The organism is Streptomyces sp. NPDC102258, from assembly GCF_055584685.1.
Genome location: NZ_JBVJLO010000033.1, coordinates 1 through 22887 on the forward strand (window position 1 = coordinate 1; position 22887 = coordinate 22887).

General features: G+C 71.0%; 21 protein-coding genes. 15 read left to right on the forward strand and 6 right to left on the reverse strand.

What is annotated here, in order from left to right:
• Nucleotides 1-139: 139 nt before the first annotated feature.
• Nucleotides 140-670: a GNAT family N-acetyltransferase gene (locus tag ACZ6ZT_RS33020; RefSeq protein WP_469724002.1), complete on the reverse strand. Its 531-nt coding sequence runs from the start codon at nt 668-670 to the stop codon at nt 140-142.
• Between the two features lie 100 nt (nt 671-770).
• On the opposite strand from ACZ6ZT_RS33020, the gene ACZ6ZT_RS33025 reads away from it, so the two are divergent.
• A complete protein-coding gene (locus tag ACZ6ZT_RS33025) occupies nt 771-2054 on the forward strand; it encodes a geranylgeranyl reductase family protein (protein WP_469724003.1) in 1284 nt (427 codons plus the stop codon).
• A gap of 39 nt (nt 2055-2093) precedes the next feature.
• Here the strand turns inward: ACZ6ZT_RS33025 and ACZ6ZT_RS33030 are convergent, their stop codons facing one another.
• Both ACZ6ZT_RS33030 and ACZ6ZT_RS33035 read right to left on the reverse strand, forming a co-directional pair.
• Nucleotides 2094-2357 (reverse strand): hypothetical protein, encoded by a 264-nt coding sequence (locus tag ACZ6ZT_RS33030; RefSeq protein ID WP_469724004.1) that lies wholly within the window; start codon nt 2355-2357, stop codon nt 2094-2096.
• 145 nt (nt 2358-2502) lie between these two features.
• Nucleotides 2503-3372 carry a C40 family peptidase gene (locus tag ACZ6ZT_RS33035; protein WP_469724006.1) on the reverse strand — a complete coding sequence of 290 codons (870 nt, stop codon included), beginning with the start codon at nt 3370-3372 and terminating at the stop codon, nt 2503-2505.
• 847 nt (nt 3373-4219) lie between these two features.
• Between ACZ6ZT_RS33035 and ACZ6ZT_RS33040 the strand changes: the two genes are divergently transcribed.
• The 14 genes from ACZ6ZT_RS33040 to nuoN are packed head-to-tail and all read left to right on the forward strand — an operon-like array spanning nt 4220 to nt 20092.
• Nucleotides 4220-4579: an NADH-quinone oxidoreductase subunit A gene (locus ACZ6ZT_RS33040; protein ID WP_045946775.1), complete on the forward strand. Its 360-nt coding sequence runs from the start codon at nt 4220-4222 to the stop codon at nt 4577-4579.
• Between the two features lie 15 nt (nt 4580-4594).
• A complete protein-coding gene (locus ACZ6ZT_RS33045; protein ID WP_007265818.1) occupies nt 4595-5149 on the forward strand; it encodes a NuoB/complex I 20 kDa subunit family protein in 555 nt (184 codons plus the stop codon).
• Nucleotides 5146-5868 (forward strand): NADH-quinone oxidoreductase subunit C, encoded by a 723-nt coding sequence (locus tag ACZ6ZT_RS33050; protein WP_469724008.1) that lies wholly within the window; start codon nt 5146-5148, stop codon nt 5866-5868. The genes ACZ6ZT_RS33045 and ACZ6ZT_RS33050 overlap by 4 nt, the downstream gene beginning before the upstream one ends.
• On the forward strand, nt 5868-7202 hold the full coding sequence (locus ACZ6ZT_RS33055) for an NADH-quinone oxidoreductase subunit D (protein ID WP_469724009.1): 1335 nt from the start codon (nt 5868-5870) through the stop codon (nt 7200-7202). Before ACZ6ZT_RS33050 ends, ACZ6ZT_RS33055 begins: the two co-directional genes overlap by 1 nt.
• Nucleotides 7199-7936 (forward strand): NADH-quinone oxidoreductase subunit NuoE, encoded by a 738-nt coding sequence (gene nuoE, locus ACZ6ZT_RS33060; protein WP_469724011.1) that lies wholly within the window; start codon nt 7199-7201, stop codon nt 7934-7936. Before ACZ6ZT_RS33055 ends, nuoE begins: the two co-directional genes overlap by 4 nt.
• A complete protein-coding gene (gene nuoF, locus ACZ6ZT_RS33065) occupies nt 7936-9315 on the forward strand; it encodes an NADH-quinone oxidoreductase subunit NuoF (RefSeq protein ID WP_469724013.1) in 1380 nt (459 codons plus the stop codon). The genes nuoE and nuoF overlap by 1 nt, the downstream gene beginning before the upstream one ends.
• The gene (locus ACZ6ZT_RS33070; protein WP_469724014.1) at nt 9312-11819 is read left to right on the forward strand and encodes an NADH-quinone oxidoreductase subunit G; all 2508 of its coding nucleotides are present in this window, start codon (nt 9312-9314) and stop codon (nt 11817-11819) included. Before nuoF ends, ACZ6ZT_RS33070 begins: the two co-directional genes overlap by 4 nt.
• Nucleotides 11816-13174 carry an NADH-quinone oxidoreductase subunit NuoH gene (nuoH, locus tag ACZ6ZT_RS33075; protein WP_469724016.1) on the forward strand — a complete coding sequence of 453 codons (1359 nt, stop codon included), beginning with the start codon at nt 11816-11818 and terminating at the stop codon, nt 13172-13174. The genes ACZ6ZT_RS33070 and nuoH overlap by 4 nt, the downstream gene beginning before the upstream one ends.
• Before the next feature lie 60 nt (nt 13175-13234).
• Nucleotides 13235-13774, forward strand: a complete 540-nt coding sequence (gene nuoI / locus ACZ6ZT_RS33080) for an NADH-quinone oxidoreductase subunit NuoI (RefSeq protein WP_469724047.1) — start codon at nt 13235-13237, stop codon at nt 13772-13774.
• Nucleotides 13771-14586 carry an NADH-quinone oxidoreductase subunit J gene (locus ACZ6ZT_RS33085; RefSeq protein WP_469724017.1) on the forward strand — a complete coding sequence of 272 codons (816 nt, stop codon included), beginning with the start codon at nt 13771-13773 and terminating at the stop codon, nt 14584-14586. The genes nuoI and ACZ6ZT_RS33085 overlap by 4 nt, the downstream gene beginning before the upstream one ends.
• Nucleotides 14583-14882 (forward strand): NADH-quinone oxidoreductase subunit NuoK, encoded by a 300-nt coding sequence (nuoK, locus tag ACZ6ZT_RS33090; protein ID WP_030864698.1) that lies wholly within the window; start codon nt 14583-14585, stop codon nt 14880-14882. The genes ACZ6ZT_RS33085 and nuoK overlap by 4 nt, the downstream gene beginning before the upstream one ends.
• A gap of 11 nt (nt 14883-14893) precedes the next feature.
• Complete coding sequence (gene nuoL, locus ACZ6ZT_RS33095) at nt 14894-16837, forward strand: NADH-quinone oxidoreductase subunit L (protein WP_469724018.1); 1944 nt, start codon at nt 14894-14896, stop codon at nt 16835-16837.
• Nucleotide 16838: 1 nt separating this feature from the next.
• Nucleotides 16839-18440, forward strand: a complete 1602-nt coding sequence (locus ACZ6ZT_RS33100) for an NADH-quinone oxidoreductase subunit M (protein ID WP_469724020.1) — start codon at nt 16839-16841, stop codon at nt 18438-18440.
• A gap of 23 nt (nt 18441-18463) precedes the next feature.
• Nucleotides 18464-20092 carry an NADH-quinone oxidoreductase subunit NuoN gene (gene nuoN, locus ACZ6ZT_RS33105; protein WP_469724049.1) on the forward strand — a complete coding sequence of 543 codons (1629 nt, stop codon included), beginning with the start codon at nt 18464-18466 and terminating at the stop codon, nt 20090-20092.
• 109 nt (nt 20093-20201) lie between these two features.
• On the opposite strand, the gene ACZ6ZT_RS33110 is transcribed toward nuoN, so the two are convergent.
• The 3 genes from ACZ6ZT_RS33110 to fahA form a co-directional block, all read right to left on the reverse strand.
• Nucleotides 20202-20819: a hypothetical protein gene (locus ACZ6ZT_RS33110; RefSeq protein WP_469724021.1), complete on the reverse strand. Its 618-nt coding sequence runs from the start codon at nt 20817-20819 to the stop codon at nt 20202-20204.
• Between the two features lie 94 nt (nt 20820-20913).
• On the reverse strand, nt 20914-21504 hold the full coding sequence (locus tag ACZ6ZT_RS33115) for a hypothetical protein (protein WP_469724022.1): 591 nt from the start codon (nt 21502-21504) through the stop codon (nt 20914-20916).
• 122 nt (nt 21505-21626) lie between these two features.
• A complete protein-coding gene (gene fahA / locus ACZ6ZT_RS33120; protein WP_469724024.1) occupies nt 21627-22856 on the reverse strand; it encodes a fumarylacetoacetase in 1230 nt (409 codons plus the stop codon).
• Between the last annotated feature and the right edge of the window lie 31 nt (nt 22857-22887).

The following is a 22887-nucleotide window of genomic DNA, read 5'->3' on the forward strand; positions in this document are numbered from 1 at the left end:
CAAAATCCAGCCCCGCCGGCGTTTGAGGCGCGGGGTCTGGGGCGGAGCCCCAGGGGTACGGGCCCGCTGGACCGGCGCAGCCCCCACTCCCAGCCCCGCCGGCGTTTGAGGCGCGGGGTCTGGGGCGGAGCCCCGGGGGTTACGTCGGCTGGAGGGCGAGTTCGTAGCGGCGGCCGTGGCGGGTGCCGCCCGGGAGGGGGAAGCGGTCGGCCAGGGTCATGCCGAGGCGTTCCGCGACGGCCGCCGAGCGGAGGTTCGCATCGTCGACCATCGCCACCACCCGCGGCACCCCCACCCCCCGCAACCGCTCCAACGTAGCCAGCGCAGCGGCATACGCGTAGCCCCGCCCCCACGCGGAGCGCCCCAGCCGCCACCCGATCTCGATCTCCCCCACCGGCCCCCACGCCTTCGTCGCCGGCCACGGCTGCGCCCCGGTGAAGCCGATGACCTCGCCCCGGTCGTCCAGCAGCGTCCACAGGCAGTAGCCGAGCGCCGCGTCGTGCATGCGCTGCCGCGCGGTCATCTCCTCGTACGAGGACAGCTCGGCCGGCCCGCCGAGGAACTCCATCACGGCGGGGTCGGCGAAGACCCCGTGCCAGGCGTGCGCGTCCTCGTCGGTCGGGACGCGCAGCCGTACGTCGGGGAGTGGCCGGATGGGCGTGGTGGTCATCGTGGGCAGCCCTTCGGGTTCGCGATCTCTCTCGCTGAATAGACTGCGTCATGTTCCGTGCCCTTGGGCACCCCTTATCGAGCCTTCGGGAGACCCCGCAGTGACCGAGCCCCTCTCCGAACACTCCGCGGATGTGATCGTCGTCGGTGCCGGGCCCGCCGGCTCGACCACCGCCTACTACCTCGCCAAGGCCGGACTGGACGTCCTGCTCCTGGAGAAGACGGCGTTCCCGCGCGAGAAGGTCTGCGGGGACGGTCTGACCCCGCGGGCGACCAAGCAGCTGGTGTCGATGGGCATCGACATCTCCGAAGAGGCCGGCTGGCTCCGCAACAAGGGCCTGCGCATCATCGGCGGCGGCCAGCGCCTCCAGCTGGACTGGCCGGAACTGGCCTCGTACCCGGACTACGGACTCGTCCGCAAGCGCGACGACTTCGACGAGACCCTGGCCCGCCAGGCGCAGAAGGCCGGCGCCCGCCTGTACGAGCGCTGCAACGTCGGCGAGCCGGTCCGCGACCCCCGCACCGGCCACATCACCGGCGTGCAGGCGAAGCTGGGCGAGGAGAAGACCCCGGTCACCTTCCACGCCCCGCTGGTGGTCGCCGCCGACGGCAACTCCTCGCGCATCTCCCTGGCGATGGGCCTGCACCGGCGCGAGGACCGCCCGATGGGCGTGGCCGTGCGGACGTACTTCACCTCGCCCCGGCACGACGACGACTACCTGGAGTCCTGGCTGGAGCTGTGGGACCGGCGCGGCACCCAGGACCGGCTGCTGCCCGGCTACGGCTGGATCTTCGGCATGGGCGACGGTACGTCCAACGTCGGCCTCGGCATCCTCAACTCCTCCTCCGCGTTCAAGGAGCTGGACTGGCGCGAGGTCCTCAAGGCCTGGTGCGCGTCAATGCCGGAGGACTGGGGCTACACGCCCGAGAACATGACGCAGCCGATCCGCGGCGCGGCCCTGCCGATGGCGTTCAACCGCCAGCCGCACTACACCAAGGGCCTGCTGCTGGTCGGTGACGCGGGCGGCCTGGTCAACCCGTTCAACGGCGAGGGCATCGCCTACGCGATGGAGTCGGGGCAGATCGCCGCCGAGGTCATCGTGCAGGCCCACGCGCGGGCCACCCCGGCCCAGCGCGAACTGGCGCTGCACAGCTACCCGAAGGTGCTGAAGGAGACCTACGGCGGCTACTACACGCTCGGCCGCGCCTTCGTGAAGCTGATCGGCAATCCGAAGGTCATGAAGATCGCGGCCCAGCGCGGCCTGACGCACCCGGTGCTGATGCGCTTCACCCTGAAGATGCTGGCCAACCTCACCGACCCCACGGGCGGCGACGCGATGGACCGCATCATCAACGGCCTCTCGAAGGTGGCCCCGAAGGCCTGAGCGCCCCACGGAACCGCTCCCCGGTCGCCGGGGGGCGGTTCAGGCGTTTCCGGGGTCCTTCGGGGGGGCCGGGGTGCCGTGGACGGTGCGGACGCAGTGGGTCAGGAGGAGCAGGCCGGACAGGAGGAGGGCGGTCGAGACCGTCCAGCCGAGGGCGTGGGTGATGACGTGTCCGGGTTTGTGCCAGGGGCGGGCGGTGGTCAACAGCCAGCCGCCGACCGCGAGGAGGGCGAGTCCGGCGGCGGCCGGGACGGCCGCGGGGTCGGCCGTGGCGGCGGGCTCGTAGGGGCGTCTGGTGCTCACCGGTCACCACCTCCAGGTCTTCGTACGGCGCGCCCGCCCATCTTCGCAGGGCCCGTACGGGTCCGGTAGCCGCTTCGGGGCATGCCGGAGGGCCGGCGCTCCGCCCCCGAGCGGGGGAGCGCCGGCCCTCGTGGCGAGCGGGCTGTCAGAGGACGCGGACGGCGCCCGTCGGCATGTCGTAGCTGAGGTTGCGCTCGACGATGCCGGTGCTGGGGTTCTGCGCGCCGACGAACTTGCCGCCGCCGACGTAGATGGCGACGTGGTACGCGCTGCCCTTGGAGCCCCAGAAGAGGATGTCGCCGGGCTGGAGGTTGCTCAGCGAGACCGAGGTGCCGGCCAGGGACTGGTCCTGCGAGGTGCGGTCCAGGGAGATGCCGGCCTGGCGGTAGGCGGCCTGGACGAGGCCCGAGCAGTCGTACGCGGAGGAGCCGGTGGCGCCCATGACGTACGCCTTGCCGACCTGGGCGCGGGCGAAGTTCACGATGGCGGCGGCGGAGCCGGTCGCCTTGGTGGTGCCGGTGCTGGAGCCCGTGGACGGGGAGAAGCCGCTGTCGTCGTCGGAGGCGGACGCGGAGGCGCTGGCGAGGGAGGTGCGGGCGGAGCTGCGGTTGGCGCGCTCGGCCTCGGCCTTGCGGTCGGCCTCCTGCTTGGCCTTCTGCTCGGCGGCCTTGGTGGCGTCTTCCTTGGCCTGCTTCGCCTCGGCGGCGGCTCCCGTACGGGCGCTCTCCTCCAGGGCGTTCAGCTCGCCGGTGACGGCGGCTTCCACGGCGGCGATGCGGGTGGTCTCGGCGGCCGTGGTGACGGCGTTGGAGACCTCGGCGCCGAGGTTCAGGTCGAGCACGGGCATTTCGAGCGTCGTCTCGGCGACGGGCTCGGGGGACGACGGGGTCGCGCTCGCGGTGCCGGCCATGGCCAGCGTGCTGAGAACGCCACCGGCAACTCCGGCGCGCACCGCGAGCTTCGAGGCGCTACGGCGCGGCTTCCGGTGGCTGGGTATGTGAGCGGTGTGGGACATGAGAACAACCGCTATCAGGGGTGCCGGGTTTCCTTCAAGAAACGTGGTCTGCGCCACAGTTGCCGAAAAGGCCCGCGAACCGGGCGCGCGTCGCCTCTTATTGACGCCGTAACGGGCGTAACGGACACCCTTTCACAAGGCTGTGATCATGGGGTTTCAGTATTAAGTCCGAATTGATCCACCGCCTACCATCCAGCCACACAGATGGCCAAGCCCCCTTTCGGCGGCCGTCGCGCGGCGTGACGCAGGTCACAGTTACCTGGCGTCGTGAGGGCGCTGTGGCCGGTCCGTGATCCGGCTGTGAACTTCCCGTGTGCCGAGCGGGTGGCCGGCCGGGCGGCTGCCCGTCCGGTTGCCCGCTCGGTCCGCGCGCATTCGTGAACGGACGCACAGCCTCCACCCCCGCGCCGCCTGGCCGTCGACTCCCGGCCATCCCGTCCACCCCCGTACGCCGCTGCTCCCGTCCGAGGGAGGCGGATTCCTTTATCACCCCCGTCGCCCCGTCGCCAATTTGCCTGCGCCCACCACCATTTGATAGAGCAACGCGCCTTCCACCTGCGGTGACGGGCCCGGATGTCACCTTTGGTGATCATGTGGACGCCTTGCGTACGAAGATCACCACTCATCGGACTTCATGATCGTTCGTCAGGTGGTGGAGATCACAAACTCGGTGTTGCAACCCGTGTCGCAGATCACAGACCGACAGGCATAAGATGCGCACCAGCCCGGCTTGTGAACTGCCTCACATGCGATCCCCCGGCCCCCCGGGCGATCTTCGCGAGGCGGAGCACTCGGCGCCGGAGCGCAGCGGTCCAACGGTCAAGGACGACTGGAAGGAGCGAGGAGCGTGAATGCGTACGCACCCATCCTCGTGCTCGGCGCCATCGGCGCAGGGTTTGCGATCTTCTCCGTGGTCATGGCCACGCTGATCGGCCCAAAACGGTACAACCGGGCGAAGCTTGAGGCCTACGAGTGCGGCATCGAGCCCACCCCGATGCCCGCCGGCGGCGGACGCTTCCCCATCAAGTACTACCTGACGGCGATGCTCTTCATCGTCTTCGACATCGAGATCGTCTTCCTCTACCCCTGGGCCGTCACCTTCGACTCCCTGGGGATCTTCGGGCTCGTCGAGATGCTCCTCTTCGTGCTCACCGTCTTCGTCGCCTACGCCTACGTGTGGCGCCGCGGCGGCCTGGAATGGGACTGAGGGGCTGAGTTTTCCATGGGACTGGAAGAGAAGCTGCCGAGCGGCTTCCTGCTGACCACCGTCGAACAGGCCGCGGGATGGGTGCGCAAGTCATCCGTCTTCCCGGCGACCTTCGGCCTGGCGTGCTGCGCCATCGAGATGATGACCACCGGAGCCGGCCGCTACGACCTGGCCCGTTTCGGCATGGAGGTCTTCCGCGGCTCCCCGCGCCAGGCCGACCTGATGATCGTGGCGGGACGCGTCAGCCAGAAGATGGCGCCGGTCCTGCGGCAGGTGTACGACCAGATGCCCGCTCCCAAGTGGGTCATCTCCATGGGTGTGTGCGCCTCTTCGGGCGGAATGTTCAACAACTACGCGATCGTCCAGGGCGTCGACCACATCGTCCCGGTGGACATCTACCTCCCCGGCTGCCCGCCCCGCCCCGAGATGCTGATGGACGCGATCCTCAAGCTCCACCAGAAGATCCAGGGCTCGAAGCTCGGCGTGAACCGGGAAGAGGCGGCGCGCGAGGCGGAGGAGGCGGCCCTCAAGGCGCTCCCCACCATCGAGATGAAGGGGCTCCTTCGGTGAGCGACGACCCCGCCGTGGAGAACGGCAACAACCTCCCCGCACCCCGCACCTCGGCCGGGCCCGAGGTCATCGGCGTGCGCAAGGGCATGTTCGGGGCGAACAACGGCGGCGACACCAGCGGCTACAGCGGCCTCGTCCGCACCGTGGCCCTGCCCGGCGCCACCGCCCGCCCCTACGGCTCCTACTTCGACGAGGTGGCCGACGAACTCGAAGGCGCCCTGGAGGAGCAGGACCTGCTCCCCGCCCACGCCATCGAGAAGACGGTGGTCGACCGGGGCGAGGTCACCTTCCACATCGCCCGCGAGCACCTCGTACGGGTGGCCTCCACCCTGCGCGACGACCCGGCCCTGCGCTTCGAGCTCTGCACCGGCGTCAGCGGCGTCCACTTCCCCGGGGACAAGGGCCGCGAGCTGCACGCCGTCTACCACCTGCGCTCCCTCACCCACGGCCGGATCATCCGGCTGGAGGTCGCGGTGCCGGACGAGGACCCCCGCGTCCCCTCGCTCGTCGCGGTCTACCCGACCAACGACTGGCACGAGCGCGAGGCGTACGACTTCTTCGGCATCGTCTTCGACGGCCACCCGGCCCTCACCCGGATCATGATGCCGGACGACTGGCAGGGCTTCCCCCAGCGCAAGGACTACCCGCTCGGCGGCATCGCGATCGAGTACAAGGGCGCCCAGATCCCGGCTCCCGACCAGCGGAGGTCGTACAGCTGATGAACACCCCGAACGCATCGCACCCCGCCTCCTCCAGGGAGACCACCGAGGGCACCGTCTACACCGTCACCGGCGGTGACTGGGACGAGGTCGTCCAGTCGGCGGCCCGCGCGGACGACGAGCGCATCGTCGTCAACATGGGCCCCCAGCACCCCTCCACCCACGGAGTGCTCCGCCTGATCCTGGAGATCGACGGCGAGACCGTCACCGAGGCCCGCTGCGGCATCGGCTACCTGCACACCGGCATCGAGAAGAACCTCGAATTCCGGAACTGGACGCAGGGCACCACCTTCGTGACGCGCATGGACTACCTGACGCCGTTCTTCAACGAGACGGCGTACTGCCTCGGCGTCGAGAAGCTCCTCGGCATCACCGACCAGATCCCGGACCGGGCCACCGTCATCCGCGTCCTGCTGATGGAGCTCAACCGGCTCAGCTCCCACCTGGTGTGCATCGCCACCGGCGGCATGGAGCTCGGCGCCACCACGATCATGATCTACGGGTTCCGGGACCGCGAACTGATCCTCGACCTCTTCGAGCTGATCACCGGTCTGCGCATGAACCACGCCTTCGTCCGCCCCGGCGGCCTCGCCCAGGACCTGCCCCCCGGCGCGGTCGACCAGCTGCGCGAGTTCGTGAAGACCATGACGAAGAACCTGCCGGAGTACGACAAGCTCGCCACCGGCAACCCGATCTTCAAGGCGCGCATGCAGGACGTCGGCTACCTCGACCTCACCGGCTGCATGGCGCTGGGCGCCACCGGCCCGATCCTGCGCTCCGCCGGCCTGCCGCACGACCTGCGCAAGGCGGATCCGTACTGCGGCTACGAGACGTACGAGTTCGACGTCCCCACCACCGAGAGCTGCGACTCCTACGGACGCTTCCTGGTCCGCCTGGAGGAGATGCGCCAGTCCCTGCGGATCGTCGAGCAGTGCCTGGACCGGCTGGAGCCCGGTCCGGTCATGGTCGCCGACAAGAAGATCGCCTGGCCCGCCCAGCTCGCGATGGGGCCCGACGGGCTCGGCAACTCCCTCGACCACATCAAGAACATCATGGGCACCTCCATGGAGGCCCTCATCCACCACTTCAAGCTGGTGACCGAGGGCTTCCGGGTCCCGGCCGGGCAGGCGTACGCCGCCGTCGAGTCGCCCAAGGGCGAGCTCGGCGTGCACGTCGTCTCCGACGGCGGCACGCGTCCCTACCGGGTCCACTTCCGCGACCCGTCCTTCACCAACCTCCAGGCCATGGCCGCGATGTGCGAGGGCGGCCAGGTCGCCGACGTCATCGTCGCCGTCGCCTCGATCGACCCCGTGATGGGAGGCGTCGACCGATGACAGACGTGCAACTGGGCATGCCGCAGCTGCCCGCCCCCGACTTCCCCCCGGACGTCCGGGCCCGGCTGGAGGCCGACGCCGCCGAGGTCGTCGCCCGTTACCCCGACAGCCGCTCCGCGCTGCTGCCGCTGCTGCACCTGACGCAGTCCGAGGAGGGCCACGTCTCGCGCACCGGCATCCGCTTCTGCGCCGAGGTGCTGGGGCTGACCACCGCCGAGGTCACCGCGGTCGCGACCTTCTACACGATGTACCGCCGCAAGCCCTCCGGGGACTACCAGGTCGGCGTCTGCACCAACACCCTGTGCGCGGTCATGGGCGGCGACGCGATCTTCGACGAGCTCAAGCGGCACCTGGGCGTCGGGAACAACGAGACCACCCCCGACGGCAAGGTCACCCTCGAACACATCGAGTGCAACGCGGCCTGCGACTACGCCCCCGTGGTGATGGTCAACTGGGAGTTCTTCGACAACCAGACCCCCGAGTCCGCCAAGGCCCTCGTCGACGACCTGCTGGCCGGCCGCACCGTCGAGCCGACCCGGGGCGCGCCGCTGTGCACGTACAAGGAGACGGCCCGGATCCTGGCCGGCTTCCCCGACGAGCGCGCGGGAGCGGTCGGGGCCAGCGGCGGCGCCGGGGCCGCCTCGCTGATCGGGCTGCGCATCGCGCGCGGCGAAGCCCCGCACGCCCCGATCGTCCACCCGCGCGGCGAGGCCGCCACCGAGGGAGGGGAGTGATGTCCGTGTCCACTCCGAGGGAAAGTCTTGGGGGTACCTCCCGGCCTGAGGCCGGCGGAGGTACGAGTCCGGAGAAGCTCCTCGCCCCCGTCCTGTCGGCGTTCTGGGACGAGCCCGAGTCGTGGACGCTGGAGACCTACCGGCGCCACGAGGGGTACGAGGGCCTGCGCAAGGCGCTCGCGATGACCCCGGACGAGGTGATCGCGTACGTCAAGGACTCCGGTCTGCGCGGACGCGGCGGCGCCGGCTTCCCCACCGGGATGAAGTGGCAGTTCATCCCGCAGGGCGACGGCAAGCCGCACTACCTCGTCGTGAACGCGGACGAGTCGGAACCGGGGACCTGCAAGGACATCCCCCTCCTCTTCGCCAACCCGCACTCCCTCATCGAGGGCATGATCATCGCCTGCTACGCCATCCGGTCGGAGCACGCCTTCATCTACCTGCGCGGCGAGACCGTCCCCGTCCTGCGGCGCCTGCACGAGGCCGTGCGCGAGGCCTACGCGGCCGGATACCTCGGCAAGGACATCGACGGCAGCGGACGCACCCTCGACATCACGGTGCACGCGGGCGCGGGCGCGTACATCTGCGGCGAGGAGACGGCACTGCTCGACTCCCTCGAAGGCCGGCGCGGCCAGCCCCGGCTGCGCCCCCCCTTCCCCGCCGTCGAGGGGCTCTACGCGTGCCCCACTGTCGTCAACAACGTCGAATCCATCGCCTCGGTTCCCGCGATCCTCAACCGGGGCAAGGACTGGTTCAAGTCGATGGGGACGGAGAAGTCCCCCGGCTTCACCCTCTACTCGCTCTCCGGGCACGTCGTCGGCCCCGGCCAGTACGAGGCCCCCCTCGGCATCACCCTGCGCCAGCTCCTCGACATGAGCGGCGGCATCCGCCCCGGACACCGGCTGAAGTTCTGGACCCCCGGCGGCTCCTCCACCCCCATGTTCACCGACGAGCACCTCGACGTCCCGCTCGACTACGAGGGCGTCGGCGCGGCCGGCTCCATGCTCGGCACCAAGGCCCTGCAGTGCTTCGACGAGACCACCTGCGTGGTCCGCGCCGTCACCCGCTGGACCGAGTTCTACGCCCACGAGTCCTGCGGCAAGTGCACCCCCTGCCGGGAGGGCACCTACTGGCTCGTCCAGCTGCTGCGCGACATCGAGGCCGGCCAGGGCGTCATGAGCGACCTCGACAAGCTGAACGACATCGCCGACAACATCAACGGCAAGTCGTTCTGCGCGCTCGGCGACGGCGCCGCCAGCCCCATCTTCTCCTCGCTGAAGTACTTCCGCCCGGAGTACGAGCAGCACATCACCGGCAAGGGCTGTCCCTTCGACCCCGAGAAGTCGACCCTCTGGGCTGACGCGGAGGTGAACGCATGACCGTCACCACGAATGCTCCGACCGGTGGCGGAGAGGCGGTCCGCCCGCCCGAGGACCACGTGTCGCTGACCATCGACGGACTCGAACTGTCGGTGCCCAAGGGCACCCTCGTCATCCGGGCCGCCGAGCAGCTCGGCATCGAGATCCCCCGGTTCTGCGACCACCCCCTCCTCCCGTCGGCCGGGGCCTGCCGCCAGTGCATCGTCGAGGTGGAGGGCCAGCGCAAGCCGATGGCCTCCTGCACCATCACCTGCACCGACGGCATGGTCGTCAAGACCCAGCTCACCTCCCCGGTCGCCGACAAGGCCCAGCGCGGGGTGATGGAGCTGCTGCTCATCAACCACCCGCTGGACTGCCCCGTCTGCGACAAGGGCGGCGAGTGCCCGCTGCAGAACCAGGCGATGTCCCACGGCAACGCCGAATCCCGCTTCGAGGGGCACAAGCGCACCTACGAGAAGCCGGTCGCCATCTCCAGCCAGGTGCTCCTGGACCGCGAGCGCTGCGTGCTCTGCGCGCGCTGCACCCGCTTCTCCAACGAGATCGCCGGCGACCCCATGATCGAGCTGCTGGAACGCGGCGCGCTCCAGCAGGTCGGCACCGGCGAGGGCGACCCCTTCGAGTCGTACTTCTCCGGCAACACCATCCAGATCTGCCCCGTCGGCGCCCTCACCTCGGCCGCCTACCGCTTCCGCTCCCGCCCCTTCGACCTCGTCTCCTCCCCGAGCGTGTGCGAGCACTGCGCGGGCGGCTGCGCGACCCGGACCGACCACCGGCGCGGCAAGGTGCTGCGGCGCCTGGCCGCCGAGGACCCCGAGGTCAACGAGGAGTGGATCTGCGACAAGGGCCGCTTCGCGTTCCGTTACGCGCAGCGCCCCGACCGGCTGACCACGCCGCTGGTGCGCGGCGCCGACGGGATCCTCGCCCCGGCGAGCTGGCCTGAGGCGCTGGAGGCCGCCGCCGCCGGGCTCTCCGCCGCGCGCGGCCGGGCCGGGGTGCTGACCGGCGGCCGGCTGACCGTCGAGGACGCGTACGCGTACGCCAAGTTCGCCCGGGTCGTCCTCGACACCAACGACATCGACTTCCGGGCCCGCGTGCACAGCGCGGAGGAGGCCGACTTCCTGGCCGCCTCCGTGGCCGGCACCGGCAAGGACCTCGACGGCACCGGCGTCACGTACGCCTCCCTGGAAGCGGCGCCCGCGGTGCTGCTCGCCGGGATCGAGGCCGAGGAGGAGGCCCCCGGGGTCTTCCTGCGGCTGCGCAAGGCCCACCGCCGGCACAAGCAGCGGACCTTCGCCCTGGCCCCCTTCGCCACCCGCGGCCTCGCCAAGGCGGGCGGCACCCTGCTGGCCGCCGCGCCCGGCACCGAGCCCGAGTGGCTGGCGGCCCTCGCGACCCGGACCGGGCTGGAGGCCGGCGGGGCCGAGGCCGCCGAGGCGCTGCGCGCGCCCGGCGCGGTCATCGTGGTCGGGGAGCGCCTCGCGGGCGTGCCCGGCGCGCTGACCGCCGCCGTGCGCGCGGCCACCGCGACCGGCGCCCGGCTGGTGTGGATCCCGCGCCGGGCCGGGGAGCGGGCCGCCATCGAGGCGGGCGCGCTCGCCGCGCTGCTGCCCGGCGGCCGGCCCGCCACCGACCCGCGGGCCCGCGGCGAGGTCGCCGCGGCCTGGGGGCTGGACGAACTCCCGCACCGCTTCGGCCGGGACACCGGGCAGATCGTCGAGGCCGCCGCCACCCGCGAACTGTCCGCCCTGCTGGTCGGCGGCGTCGAGGTCGGTGACCTGCCGGACCCGCAGCGGGCCCGGACCGCGCTGGAGGAGGCCTTCGTGGTCTCCCTCGAACTGCGGCCCGGCGAGGTCACCGATCACGCCGACGTGGTCCTGCCGGTCGCCGCCGTCGCCGAGAAGTCCGGCACCTTCATCAACTGGGAGGGCCGGGTCCGGCCGTTCGAGGCCGCGCTGAAGCCCGACCAGATGACCCGCCGCCTCGCCCCCGCCGACGCCCGCGTGCTGCACATGCTGGCCGACGCGGCCGGGCGCCCGCTCGCGCTGCCCGACGTACACGCCGTACGGCGCGAGCTGGAGCGGCTCGGGCCCTGGGAGGGAGAGCTCGCGGCGGAGCAGTCCACCGCCACCGAGCCGCTGCCCCGCCCCGGTACGGGCGAGGCCGTCCTCGCGGGCCACCGGCTGCTGCTGGACCGGGGCCGCCTCCAGGACGGCGACGACGCCCTGGCCGGCACCCGGCACGAGGCCAGTGCCCGGCTCTCGGCCGCCACGGCCGCCGAGACGGGCGTCAAGGACGGCGACGTCCTCGCCGTCACCGGCCCGGCCGGCTCGGTGGAACTCCCGCTGCGGATCACCGTGATGCCCGACCGGGTCGTGTGGCTGCCGCTGAACTCCACCGGCTCCGGCGTCCTCGCCGACACCGGCGCCCGTCCGGGCGCCCTCGTACGCATCGGCCCGGCGACCCCGGCCGGCGCCGACGGCACCACTGCGGAGGTGGACGCGTGAACGCGGTACAGCTCGCCGCGGAGGACCTTTCCCTCTTCGGCCGCGACGTCTGGTGGCTCGTCCTCGTCAAGGCGGTGTTCTGCTTCGCCTTCCTGATGGTGACCGTGCTGTTCTCCATCGTGTGGGAGCGCAAGGTCGTCGCCTGGATGCAGCTGCGCATCGGCCCCAACCGGCACGGACCGTGGGGCATGCTCCAGTCGCTCGCCGACGGCGTCAAGCTGATGCTGAAGGAAGACGTCATCGTCAAGCGGGCCGACAAGGTGGTGTACGTCCTGGCCCCGATCATCGCGGCGATCCCGGCGTTCATGGCCATCGCGGTGATCCCCTTCGGCCCCTCCGGCAACGAGGTGTCGATCTTCGGGCAGCGCACCACGATGCAGCTGACCGACCTGCCCATCGCGATGCTCTACGTCCTCGCGGTGGCCTCCGTCGGCATCTACGGCATCGTCCTCGCGGGCTGGTCCTCCGGCTCGACGTACCCGCTGCTCGGCGGACTGCGCTCCTGCGCGCAGATGATCTCGTACGAGATCGCGATGGGCGCGGCCTTCGCCTCGGTGTTCCTCTACTCCGGGTCGATGTCGACCTCGAAGATCGTGGAGGCGCAGGCGGACCGCTGGTACATCATCCTGCTGCCGGTCTCCTTCATCATCTACATCGTCACGATGGTCGGCGAGACGAACCGCGCCCCCTTCGACATGCCGGAGTCCGAGGGCGACCTCGTCGGCGGCTTCAACACCGAGTACTCCTCCATCAAGTTCGCGCTGTTCATGCTGGCCGAGTACGTCAACATGGTCACCGTCTCGGCGGTCTCGGTCACCCTCTTCCTGGGCGGCTGGCGGGCCCCGGCGCCGATCTCGACGTACTGGGAGGGCGCGAACCACGGCTGGTGGCCGATGCTCTGGTTCGTCATCAAGGTGCAGCTGCTGCTGTTCTTCTTCATCTGGCTGCGCGGCACGCTGCCCCGCGTGCGCTACGACCAGCTGATGAAGCTCGGCTGGAAGGTGCTGATCCCGGTCTCCGTGGTCTGGCTGATGCTGGTCGCCACCGTCCGGGCGCTGCGCAACGAGGCGTACGACTTCAGCGAGATCGTCCTCTACGTGGGCGGGGCCGTCGTCGCGGTCCTGCTGCTCTCCTTCGTCGCGGACCTCTTCCGCGACAAGCACCGCAAGGCCGCCGCCGAGGAGGCCGGGGCCGCCGCGGCCGCGGAGCCCTTCGACCCGATGGCGGGCGGCTTCCCCGTACCGCCGAAGCCCGGCCAGCACCTGGCACCCGTACCGCGCCGCAGGCCCCGCGCGGAGCGGGAGCTGATCGTCAGCGGCGGGGCGAACCCCGACAGTGACCGAGAGGAGGGTTGAGACGTGTCTGAGGAAAAGTGGCAGAACCCGGTCGCCGGATTCGGCGTGACCTTCAAGGCCATGTTCAAGAAGCGCCTCACCGAGCAGTACCCGGAGCAGGAGAAGACCACCGCTCCGCGCTTCCACGGACGCCACCAGCTCAACCGCCACCCCGACGGTCTGGAGAAGTGCATCGGGTGCGAGCTGTGCGCCTGGGCCTGTCCCGCCGACGCGATCTACGTGGAGGGCGCGGACAACACCGAGGAGGAGCGCTACTCCCCGGGCGAGCGGTACGGGCGCGTCTACCAGATCAACTACGCCCGCTGCATCCTGTGCGGGCTGTGCATCGAGGCCTGCCCCACGCGGGCCCTGACGATGACGAACGAGTTCGAACTGGCCGACTCCAGCCGCGAGTCGCTCATCTACACCAAGGAACAGCTGCTGGCCGGCCTGACCGAGGGCATGGTCGAGTCCCCGCACTCGATCTTCCCGGGCACCGACGAGCAGGACTACTACCGCGGGCTGGTGACGGAGGCCGCGCCGGGCACGGTCCGGCAGGTGGCGGTCTCCAAGGGGGAGACGGCCGCGGCCGACGGCCACGCCGAGGAGGTGCAGGCATGAGCGCCCTCGCAGCCGCCGGCGCCACCGTGACCTCCACCGGGGAGGCCGTGCAGTTCTGGGTGCTGGGCAGCGTCGCCGTCATCGGCGCGCTGTGCACGATCCTGATGAAGAAGGCCGTCCACAGCGCGCTGTGCCTCGCCGGGACGATGATCATCCTGGCGGTCTTCTACCTCGCCAACGGGGCGTACTTCCTGGGCGTCGTCCAGGTCGTCGTCTACACCGGCGCGATCATGATGCTGTTCCTCTTCGTGGTCATGCTCGTCGGCGTCACCGCGGCCGACTCGCTGAAGGAGACCCTCAAGGGACAGCGCTGGCTCGCCGCCCTGTGCGGGCTGGGCTTCGGGATCCTGCTGATCGCGGGCATCGCCAACGCGAAGCTGACCCACTTCAACGGGCTCGGCCGGGTCAACTCCGCCGGGCACGTCGAGGGCCTGGCCGAGCTGATCTTCACCCGGTACATCTTCGCCTTCGAGATCACCGGCGCCCTGCTGATCACGGCGGCCGTCGGCGCGATGGTGCTCACCCACCGCGAGCGCACCGAGCGGGCCGCCACCCAGCGCGAACTCGCCGAGAAGCGGGTGCGCGAGGGCGTCCAGCTCCCGCCGCTGCCCGCCCCCGGCGTCTACGCCCGGCACAACGCGGTGGACGTGGCCGGCCTGCTCCCGGACGGCACCCCGTCCGAGCTGACCGTCAACAAGACGCTGCGCGCCCGCGGCCAGATCCGCGACGTGTCGGCGCAGGCCCTGGACGACCTCAAGGCGCTGGAGCAGAGCTCCGCGGAGCGTCTCGGCCGTGAGGAGGCCTCGAAGTGAACCCGGTCAACTACCTGTACCTGGCGGCCCTGCTGTTCACCATCGGCGCGGCCGGGGTGCTCATCCGGAAGAACGCGATCGTGCTGTTCATGTGCGTCGAGCTGATGCTCAACGCCTGCAACCTCGCGTTCGTGGCCTTCTCCCGGATGCACGGCAACCTCGACGGCCAGATCATCGCGTTCTTCACGATGGTCGTCGCCGCCGCGGAGGTCGTGGTGGGCCTCGCGATCATCGTGTCGCTGTTCCGTACCCGCCACTCGGCCTCGGTCGACGACGCCAGCCTGATGAAGCTGTAAGGGGCGTTCACGTGGAGAATCTGATTGCGCTGCTGATCGCGGCGCCCCTGCTCGGAGCGGTGGTGCTGCTCTGCGGCGGCCGCCGCCTCGACAAGGCGGGGCACTGGCTCGGCACCCTGTTCGCCGCGGTCTCCTTCGGGATCGGCGTGGCCCTGTTCGCCGACATGCTGAGCCGCGGCGCCGAGGACCGTACGCTGCACCAGCGGCTGTTCAGCTGGATCCCCGTCGAGGGCTTCCAGGCCGACATGGCCTTCCAGCTGGACCAGCTGTCGATGACCTTCGTCCTGCTGATCTCGGGCGTGGGCACGCTCATCCACGTCTACTCCATCGGCTACATGGAGCACGACGAGCGCCGCCGCCGCTTCTTCGGCTACCTCAACCTCTTCGTCGCGGCGATGCTGCTGCTCGTCCTCGCCGACAACTACCTGCTGCTGTACTTCGGCTGGGAGGGCGTGGGCCTGGCCTCGTACCTCCTGATCGGCTTCTGGCAGCACAAGCCCAGCGCGGCCACCGCCGCGAAGAAGGCCTTCCTCGTCAACCGCGTCGGCGACATCGGCCTGTCCATCGCGATCATGCTGATGTTCACCACCTTCGGGACCTTCGCCTTCGGGCCGGTCTTCGGCGCGGTGGGCGACGCGACGGAGGGCAGGCTGACGGTGATCGGCCTGATGCTGCTGCTGGCCGCCTGCGGCAAGTCGGCGCAGGTGCCGCTGCAGTCCTGGCTCGGTGACGCGATGGAGGGCCCGACCCCGGTCTCGGCCCTGATCCACGCGGCGACCATGGTCACCGCCGGCGTCTACCTCATCGTCCGCTCGGGCGCGATCTTCAACGGGGCGCCGGACGCCCAGCTGGTGGTCACGGTCGTCGGTGCGGTCACCCTGATCTTCGGTGCCGTCGTCGGTTGCGCGAAGGACGACATCAAGAAGGCCCTCGCCGGGTCCACGATGTCGCAGATCGGCTACATGGTGCTCGCCGCGGGCCTCGGCCCCATCGGCTACGTCTTCGCGATCATGCACCTGGTCACGCACGGGTTCTTCAAGGCGGGCCTCTTCCTCGGCGCCGGTTCCGTGATGCACGGGATGAACGACGAGGTGGACATGCGCAAGTACGGCGCCCTGCGCACCTACATGCCGATCACCTTCGCGACCTTCGGCCTCGGCTACCTCGCCATCATCGGCTTCCCCGGTCTGTCCGGCTTCTTCTCCAAGGACAAGATCATCGAAGCGGCCTTCGCGAAGGGCGGCACCGAGGGCTGGATCCTCGGCGGGGTCGCCCTGCTCGGCGCGGCCATCACCGCCTTCTACATGACCCGCGTCATGCTCCTCACCTTCTTCGGCGAGAAGCGCTGGCAGCCCGCCCCGGACGCCGACGCGGTGCCCGGCGCCGAACCCGCCGCGCAGCACGAGGGCGGCGACCGCATGCCGCACCCGCACGAGTCCCCGAGGTCGATGACCATCCCGATGATCGTGCTCGCCTTCGGGTCGGTCTTCGCGGGCGGGTTCTTCGGCATCGGCGACCGCTTCCTGAAGTGGCTGGAGCCCGTCACCGGGCACGAGCACGGCAACCCGCCGGTCGGCGCGCTGACCGTGACCCTGTCCACGATGGTGGTCCTCGTCATCGGCGTCGCCATCGCCTGGGCGATGTACGGCAGGAAGCCCGTCCCCGTCCTCGCCCCGCGCGGCTCCTTCCTCACCCGGGCCGCCCGCAAGGACCTCTACCAGGACGACTTCAACCACGTCGTGCTGGTGCGCGGCGGCGAGCACCTGACCCGCTCGCTCGTGTACGTGGACCACAGCCTGGTCGACGGAGTGGTCAACGGGACCGCCGCCTCGGTCGGCGGGCTCTCGGGCCGCCTGCGCAAAATGCAGAACGGCTACGCCCGCAGCTACGCGGTCTCGATGTTCGGGGGGACGGCGATCCTCATCGCCGCGACCCTGCTGATGAGGGCGGTGTGAGATGAGTTTCCCGCTTCTGACGGTGACGGCGGCCGTGCCCGCGGTCGGCGCGGTCCTCACGGCGGCCGTCCCGGCCAGCCGCAGGACCGCCGCCAAGTGGCTCGCGCTGCTGTTCTCGCTGGCCACGCTCGCCCTGGCCGTGCTGGTCGCCGTCCGCTTCGAGCCCGGTGGCGACCGCTACCAGCTCACCGAGTCGCACGCCTGGATCGCCGACTTCGGCGTCCGCTACGAACTGGGCGTCGACGGCATCGCGGTGGCGCTGATCGCGCTCACCGCCCTGCTGATCCCCTTCGTGATCGGCGCCGGCTGGAACGACGCCGACCCACTGGAGACGCACTCCTCGCGGTGGCGGCCGACGCAGGGCTTCTTCGCCCTGATCCTCATGGTCGAGGCGATGGTGATCATCTCCTTCGAGGCCACCGACGTCTTCCTCTTCTACATCTTCTTCGAAGCCATGCTGATCCCGATGTACTTCCTCATCGGCGGCTTCGGGGACCGGGCGCACTCCGGGACCGACGAGAACGCGGCCGCGCAGCGCTCGTACGCGGCCGTCAAGTTCCTCCTCTACAACCTGGTCGGCGGCCTGATCATGCTGGCCGCCGTCATCGGCCTGTACGTGGTCGCCGGGAACTTCTCCCTCCAGGAGATCGCCACCGCCCGCGCGGCCGGCACCCTGGACATGGCCACCAACACCGAGCGGCTGCTCTTCCTCGGCTTCTTCTTCGCCTTCGCGGTGAAGGCCCCGCTGTGGCCGCTGCACACCTGGCTGCCGAACGCGATGGGCGAGGCCACCGCCCCGGTCGCCGTCCTGATCACCGCGGTCGTCGACAAGGTCGGCACCTTCGCGATGCTCCGCTTCTGCCTCGGGCTCTTCCCCGAAGCCAGCAAGTGGGCCACCCCGGTGATCCTCGTCCTGGCCCTGATCAGCATCGTCTACGGCGCGCTGCTCGCGGTCGGGCAGCGGGACATCAAGCGGCTGGTGGCGTACGCGTCGATCTCGCACTTCGGCTTCATCATCCTGGGCATCTTCGCGATGACCTCCCAGGGCCAGTCCGGCGCGACGCTGTACATGGTCAACCACGGGATCTCCACGGCGGCGCTGATGCTCGTCGCCGGGTTCCTGATCTCGCGGCGCGGCTCGCGGCTCATCGCCGACTACGGCGGCGTGCAGAAGGTGGCGCCGGTCCTCGCCGGGACCTTCCTGATCGGCGGCCTCGCCACCCTGTCCCTGCCCGGACTCGCCCCGTTCGTCAGCGAGTTCCTGGTCCTGGTCGGCACCTTCGCCCGCTACCCCGTCATCGGCGCCATCGCCACCGTCGGGATCGTGCTGGCCGCGCTGTACACGCTGGTGCTCTACCAGCGCACCATGACCGGCCCCGTGAAGGCGGAGGTCTCCGGGATGCGGGACCTGCGCGTGCGCGAGGTCCTGGTGGTCGCCCCGCTGATCGCGCTGCTGATCGGGCTGGGCGTCTACCCCAAGGTGCTCACCGACATCGTCAACCCGGCGGTGCAGCACACCATGTCGGACGTGAAGCAGACCGACCCGAAGCCCGAGGTGGCCGTCGAGGCGGTCACCGCCAAGGAAGGGGAGGCGGCCAAGTGAGCACCACGACTGCTGCCCAGGGCCTGCTGACACTGGCGGCCAACGGACCGGCCGACCGGATCCCGGCCCCGCACATCGAGTACGCGCAGCTCGCGCCCACGCTGATCGTGGTGGGCGCGGCCGTCGTCGGAGTCCTCGTCGAGGCCTTCGTGCCGCGCAAGTCCCGTTACTACGTCCAGGTGTTCCTGTCGGTCCTCGCGCTGGCCTCGGCCTTCGCGGCGGTCGTCGGGCTCGCCGCGGGCGGCTACGGCAGCACCAAGGCGCACATCGCGGCCATGGGCGCCATCGCCGTGGACGGCCCGGCGCTGTTCCTCCAGGGCACCATCATCCTGGCCTCGATCGTGGCCGTGTTCACCTTCGCCGAGCGCCGCCTGGACCCGGCGGCGCACGGCAACCGGGTGGACTCCTTCGCCGCGCAGGCCGCGTCCGTACCGGGCAGCGAGAGCGAGCAGGCGGCCGTCAAGGCCGGGTTCGCCACCACCGAGGTGTTCCCGCTGGCACTGTTCGCGGTCGCGGGCATGCTGATCTTCCCGGCGGCCAACGACCTGCTGACGCTGTTCATCGCGCTGGAGGTCTTCTCCCTGCCGCTGTACCTGCTCTGCGCCCTCGCCCGCCGCCAGCGGCTGATGTCGCAGGAGGCCGCGGTCAAGTACTTCCTGCTCGGTGCCTTCTCCTCCGCCTTCCTGCTCTTCGGGATCGCGCTGCTGTACGGGTACGCGGGCTCGGTCTCGTACGCGGTGATCGCCGACGTCGTGGACGGCACGGTCGCCAAGCTCGACCCGGCGCTCGCCTCCACCATGGGCAACGACGTGCTGCTGCTGATCGGCGGCGCGCTGATCCTGATGGGCCTGCTGTTCAAGGTCGGCGCGGTCCCCTTCCACATGTGGACCCCGGACGTCTACCAGGGCGCCCCGACGCCGGTGACCGGGTTCATGGCGGCGGCGACGAAGGTGGCCGCGTTCGGCGCGCTGCTGCGTCTGCTGTACGTGGTGCTGCCCGGCCTGCGGTGGGACTGGCGGCCGGTGATGTGGGGGGTCGCGATCGTCACGATGCTGGCGGGCGCGGTGATCGCGGTGACGCAGACCGATGTGAAGCGGCTCCTGGCGTACTCCTCGATCGCGCACGCGGGCTTCATCCTGGCCGGTGTGATCGCCACCTCGGCGGCGGGCGTCCAGTCCGTCCTCTTCTACCTGCTGGCCTACTCCTTCGTGACGATCGGCGCCTTCGCGGTGGTCACGCTGGTGCGCGACGCGGGCGGCGAGGCCACCCACCTGTCGAAGTGGGCGGGGCTGGGCCGGCGCTCGCCGCTGACGGCGGCGGTGTTCGCGGTGTTCCTGCTGGCCTTCGCCGGCATCCCGCTGACCTCGGGCTTCGCGGGCAAGTTCGCGGTGTTCAAGGCGGCGGCGGAGGGCGGCGCGGGGGCGCTGGTCGTGGTCGGTGTGCTCTCGTCGGCGATCGCCGCGTTCTTCTACATCCGGGTGATCGTGCTGATGTTCTTCAGCGAGCCGAAGGCCGACGGCCCGACGGTGGCCGTCCCCTCCCCCCTCACGATGACGACCATCGCGGTCGGCGTCGCGGTCACCCTGGTCCTGGGCCTGGCCCCCCAGTACTTCCTGGACCTGGCGGGCCAGGCGAGCACCTTCGTCCGCTGACCGACCCGCCACCCACACCCGGGGCCCGGCTCTCTCGGGGGAGCCGGGCCCCGGCGCGCGTACGGCCGCCTACTCGGACCGGGCCCGCTTCGTGCGTAGTTCGCCGGGACTAGTGGCCGTGGGCGTGGGTGGACGGGGTGGTGGTGCCTGGGACCTGGGGGGGTTTGTTGGGGCAGGGGAGGGCGGGGTTCCAGTTGTGGAAGCGGCCCGCCGGGTTCTTCTCGTACGCCCACATGTGCAGGTCGTAGTGCTTGGGCATGCCCGTCCAGTGGCCCGGCATGGGCCCGTCGAAGGGCAGGCCGAACATGGTGGGGCGGTCGTCGGTGGTCTTCAGGTCCTGGTCGCGGTCGGTGGACATCCACTCCACCGTCTGGAGCTTGCGGCGGCCGTTGTGGTCCTTCGCGTAGCTGTAGAGCAGCGCGGTCGGCCTCGCCGGGTCCGTCGAGCCCCAGTTGGCCTCCTTCACGTAGTGGTAGCCCATGGAGCCCACCCCGAACGGGTTGCTCATGCACTCCTGGCCGTGCGGGACGTAGCCGTCCCTGAGGGCCTCGCGCTCGTCCACGTACTTGGCCGTCACCCGCATCGCCGTCGCCATGTCCCGCATGGCCCGGCGGTCGCGCGGATCGGGCGCCGGCCCGTCGACCCCGTGGGCCGGGGCGACGGCGGCCAGGCCGAGCGACACGGCGGCCGCGCAGACGAGGAGGGGCTTGAGACTGCGTACGGGCATTTCTGAACTCCTGTGGGGGAGGGGCCGTTTCGTCCACCTTCCGGGCGCCCCGGGGGCCGTGCACGCGGCGGGCGTCCGAACGGGGGCGGACCGTTCAGGGGGTCGCGGCCGGGCGGGGCCGGGTGGTGCCGGGGCGGCAGGTGACCGAGGGGTTGAACGGCTCGAAGCGGCCCGCGGGGTTGTCCTTCCACAGCCACAGGTGCAGCGAGTAGTGCACCTTCTGCCCCGGGTAGCGGGGCGGCAGCGGCCCGCGGAAGGGCTCCCCGAACAGGGAGGGCCGGTCGTCGTCGGTGTCCTCGCGGCCGTCCCGGTCCACGACCATCCACTCCAGGCCCGCCAGCCGCCAGCGCCCCTTGCCGTCGCCCTCGTAGAGCAGCGCGGTGGGCTTGGCCGGGTCGACGGAGCCGTCGTACGCGTGGTTGAAGTGCGGGTAGCCGAGCGCGCCAGCACCGCCCGAGGGGTTCACGACGCAGTACTTGTCCGGGACGTAGCCGTCGGCGACGCCCGCCTGGTGCCGGTGGTACCTGGACGTCGCCCGGTAGGCCAGCGCCAGCTGCGCGCTGGGGGCGAGCCGGGCCCGCGTCCCGGCGTCCGGGGCGGGGTCGGCGGCGGCGGAGGGCGCGGCGGCCAGCACCGCGGCCGCCGCGAGGGCGAGCGGGATGAGCTTCGTGTGGCGAGTGACCATGCGAGCAGCGTCACCGCGCCCGCGCCGCCCCGCCACGGCTGGGGGGCGTACGGGTGGCCGGGCCGCCCGGGCGGCCTACACGGGCGGGGCGGCGGCGGGGTCCGCCACCCCGGCCCGAGGGGTCAGCCGGCGGCGGCCACGATCCGGCCGGTGACCTCGCCGAGGCCCACCCGGGTGCCGTCGGCGCCCGGCGCCCAGGCGGTGAGGGTGACGGTGTCGCCGTCCTCCAGGAAGGTGCGCTTGCCGTCGGCCAGCTCGATGGCGTCACGGCCGTTCCAGGTGAGCTCCAGCAGCGAGCCGCGCTGACCGGTCTCCGGGCCGCTGACGGTGCCGGAGCCGTACACGTCACCGGTACGGAGCGAGGCGCCGTTGACCGTCATGTGCGCCAGCTGCTGCGCGGCGGTCCAGTACATGGAGGCGAACGGCGGCCGCGCCACCTCCGTCCCGTTGATGGAGACGGTGATGCGCAGGTCGAAGCCGCCCGGGCGGTCCACGTCGGCGTCGTCCAGGTAGGGCAGGAGGGGGAAGTCCCGGGCCGGCGGGGCGACGCGGGCCGCGTCCAGGGCCTCCAGGGGGGTCACCCAGGCGGAGACGGAGGTGGCGAAGGACTTGCCGAGGAAGGGGCCGAGCGGCACGTACTCCCAGGCCTGGATGTCGCGGGCGGACCAGTCGTTGAGGAGGAACAGCCCGAAGACGTGGTCCTCGAAGTCGCCGAGCGCCACCGGGCGGCCGAGCTCCGAGGGGGCGCCGACGACGAAGCCGACCTCGGCCTCGATGTCGAGCTTCACGGACGGCCCGAAGACGGGCGCCGGGTCGGTGGGCGCCTTGCGCTGCCCGCTGGGCCGTACGACGTCCGTGCCCGAGACCACGACGGTGCCGGAGCGGCCGTGGTAACCGATGGGCAGGTGCTTCCAGTTGGGGGTCAGCGCGTCACCGTCCGGGCGGAAGATCTTCCCGACGTTGGTGGCGTGGTGCTCGCTCGCGTAGAAGTCGACGTAGTCCGCGACCTCGTACGGCAGGTGCAGCTGGACGGCGTCCAGCGGCAGCAGGTGCGGTTCGACGGTCCCGCGGTGACCGGGGTCGGTGACCCACGCGGTCAGCGCGCGGCGCACGTCGCGCCAGGCGGTGCGGCCGGCGGCGAGCAGCGGGTTCAGCGAGCCCTGGGCGAGCAGCCCGGCGTACGGGGAGCCCAGCGCGAGGGCGACGGCGCCCGCGTCGAGCACCTGGTCGCCGATCCGGACGCCGACGCGGCGCCGCTCGGGCTCCTGCGCCGTGGAGAAGACGCCGTACGGGAGGTTGTGCGGCCCGAACGGGTCGCCCTCGGGGACATCGAGGGGGCTCTGCTGGGGCATGGGATGCTGCCTCGCTTTCGACGCGGTCCGG

Bases quoted from the DNA above. Each gene is read 5' to 3' on its own strand.
- ACZ6ZT_RS33020 (WP_469724002.1), bottom strand. From the start codon at position 670: ATGACCACCACGCCCATCCGGCCACTCCCCGACGTACGGCTGCGCGTC.
- ACZ6ZT_RS33035 (WP_469724006.1), bottom strand. From the start codon at position 3,372: ATGTCCCACACCGCTCACATACCCAGCCACCGGAAGCCGCGCCGTAGC.
- ACZ6ZT_RS33045 (WP_007265818.1), top strand. From the start codon at position 4,595: ATGGGACTGGAAGAGAAGCTGCCGAGCGGCTTCCTGCTGACCACCGTC.
- ACZ6ZT_RS33055 (WP_469724009.1), top strand. From the start codon at position 5,868: ATGAACACCCCGAACGCATCGCACCCCGCCTCCTCCAGGGAGACCACC.
- nuoE (WP_469724011.1), top strand. From the start codon at position 7,199: ATGACAGACGTGCAACTGGGCATGCCGCAGCTGCCCGCCCCCGACTTC.
- nuoF (WP_469724013.1), top strand. From the start codon at position 7,936: ATGTCCGTGTCCACTCCGAGGGAAAGTCTTGGGGGTACCTCCCGGCCT.
- ACZ6ZT_RS33070 (WP_469724014.1), top strand. From the start codon at position 9,312: ATGACCGTCACCACGAATGCTCCGACCGGTGGCGGAGAGGCGGTCCGC.
- nuoI (WP_469724047.1), top strand. From the start codon at position 13,235: ATGTTCAAGAAGCGCCTCACCGAGCAGTACCCGGAGCAGGAGAAGACC.
- ACZ6ZT_RS33085 (WP_469724017.1), top strand. From the start codon at position 13,771: ATGAGCGCCCTCGCAGCCGCCGGCGCCACCGTGACCTCCACCGGGGAG.
- ACZ6ZT_RS33100 (WP_469724020.1), top strand. From the start codon at position 16,839: ATGAGTTTCCCGCTTCTGACGGTGACGGCGGCCGTGCCCGCGGTCGGC.
- ACZ6ZT_RS33110 (WP_469724021.1), bottom strand. From the start codon at position 20,819: ATGCCCGTACGCAGTCTCAAGCCCCTCCTCGTCTGCGCGGCCGCCGTG.
- ACZ6ZT_RS33115 (WP_469724022.1), bottom strand. From the start codon at position 21,504: ATGGTCACTCGCCACACGAAGCTCATCCCGCTCGCCCTCGCGGCGGCC.
- fahA (WP_469724024.1), bottom strand. From the start codon at position 22,856: ATGCCCCAGCAGAGCCCCCTCGATGTCCCCGAGGGCGACCCGTTCGGG.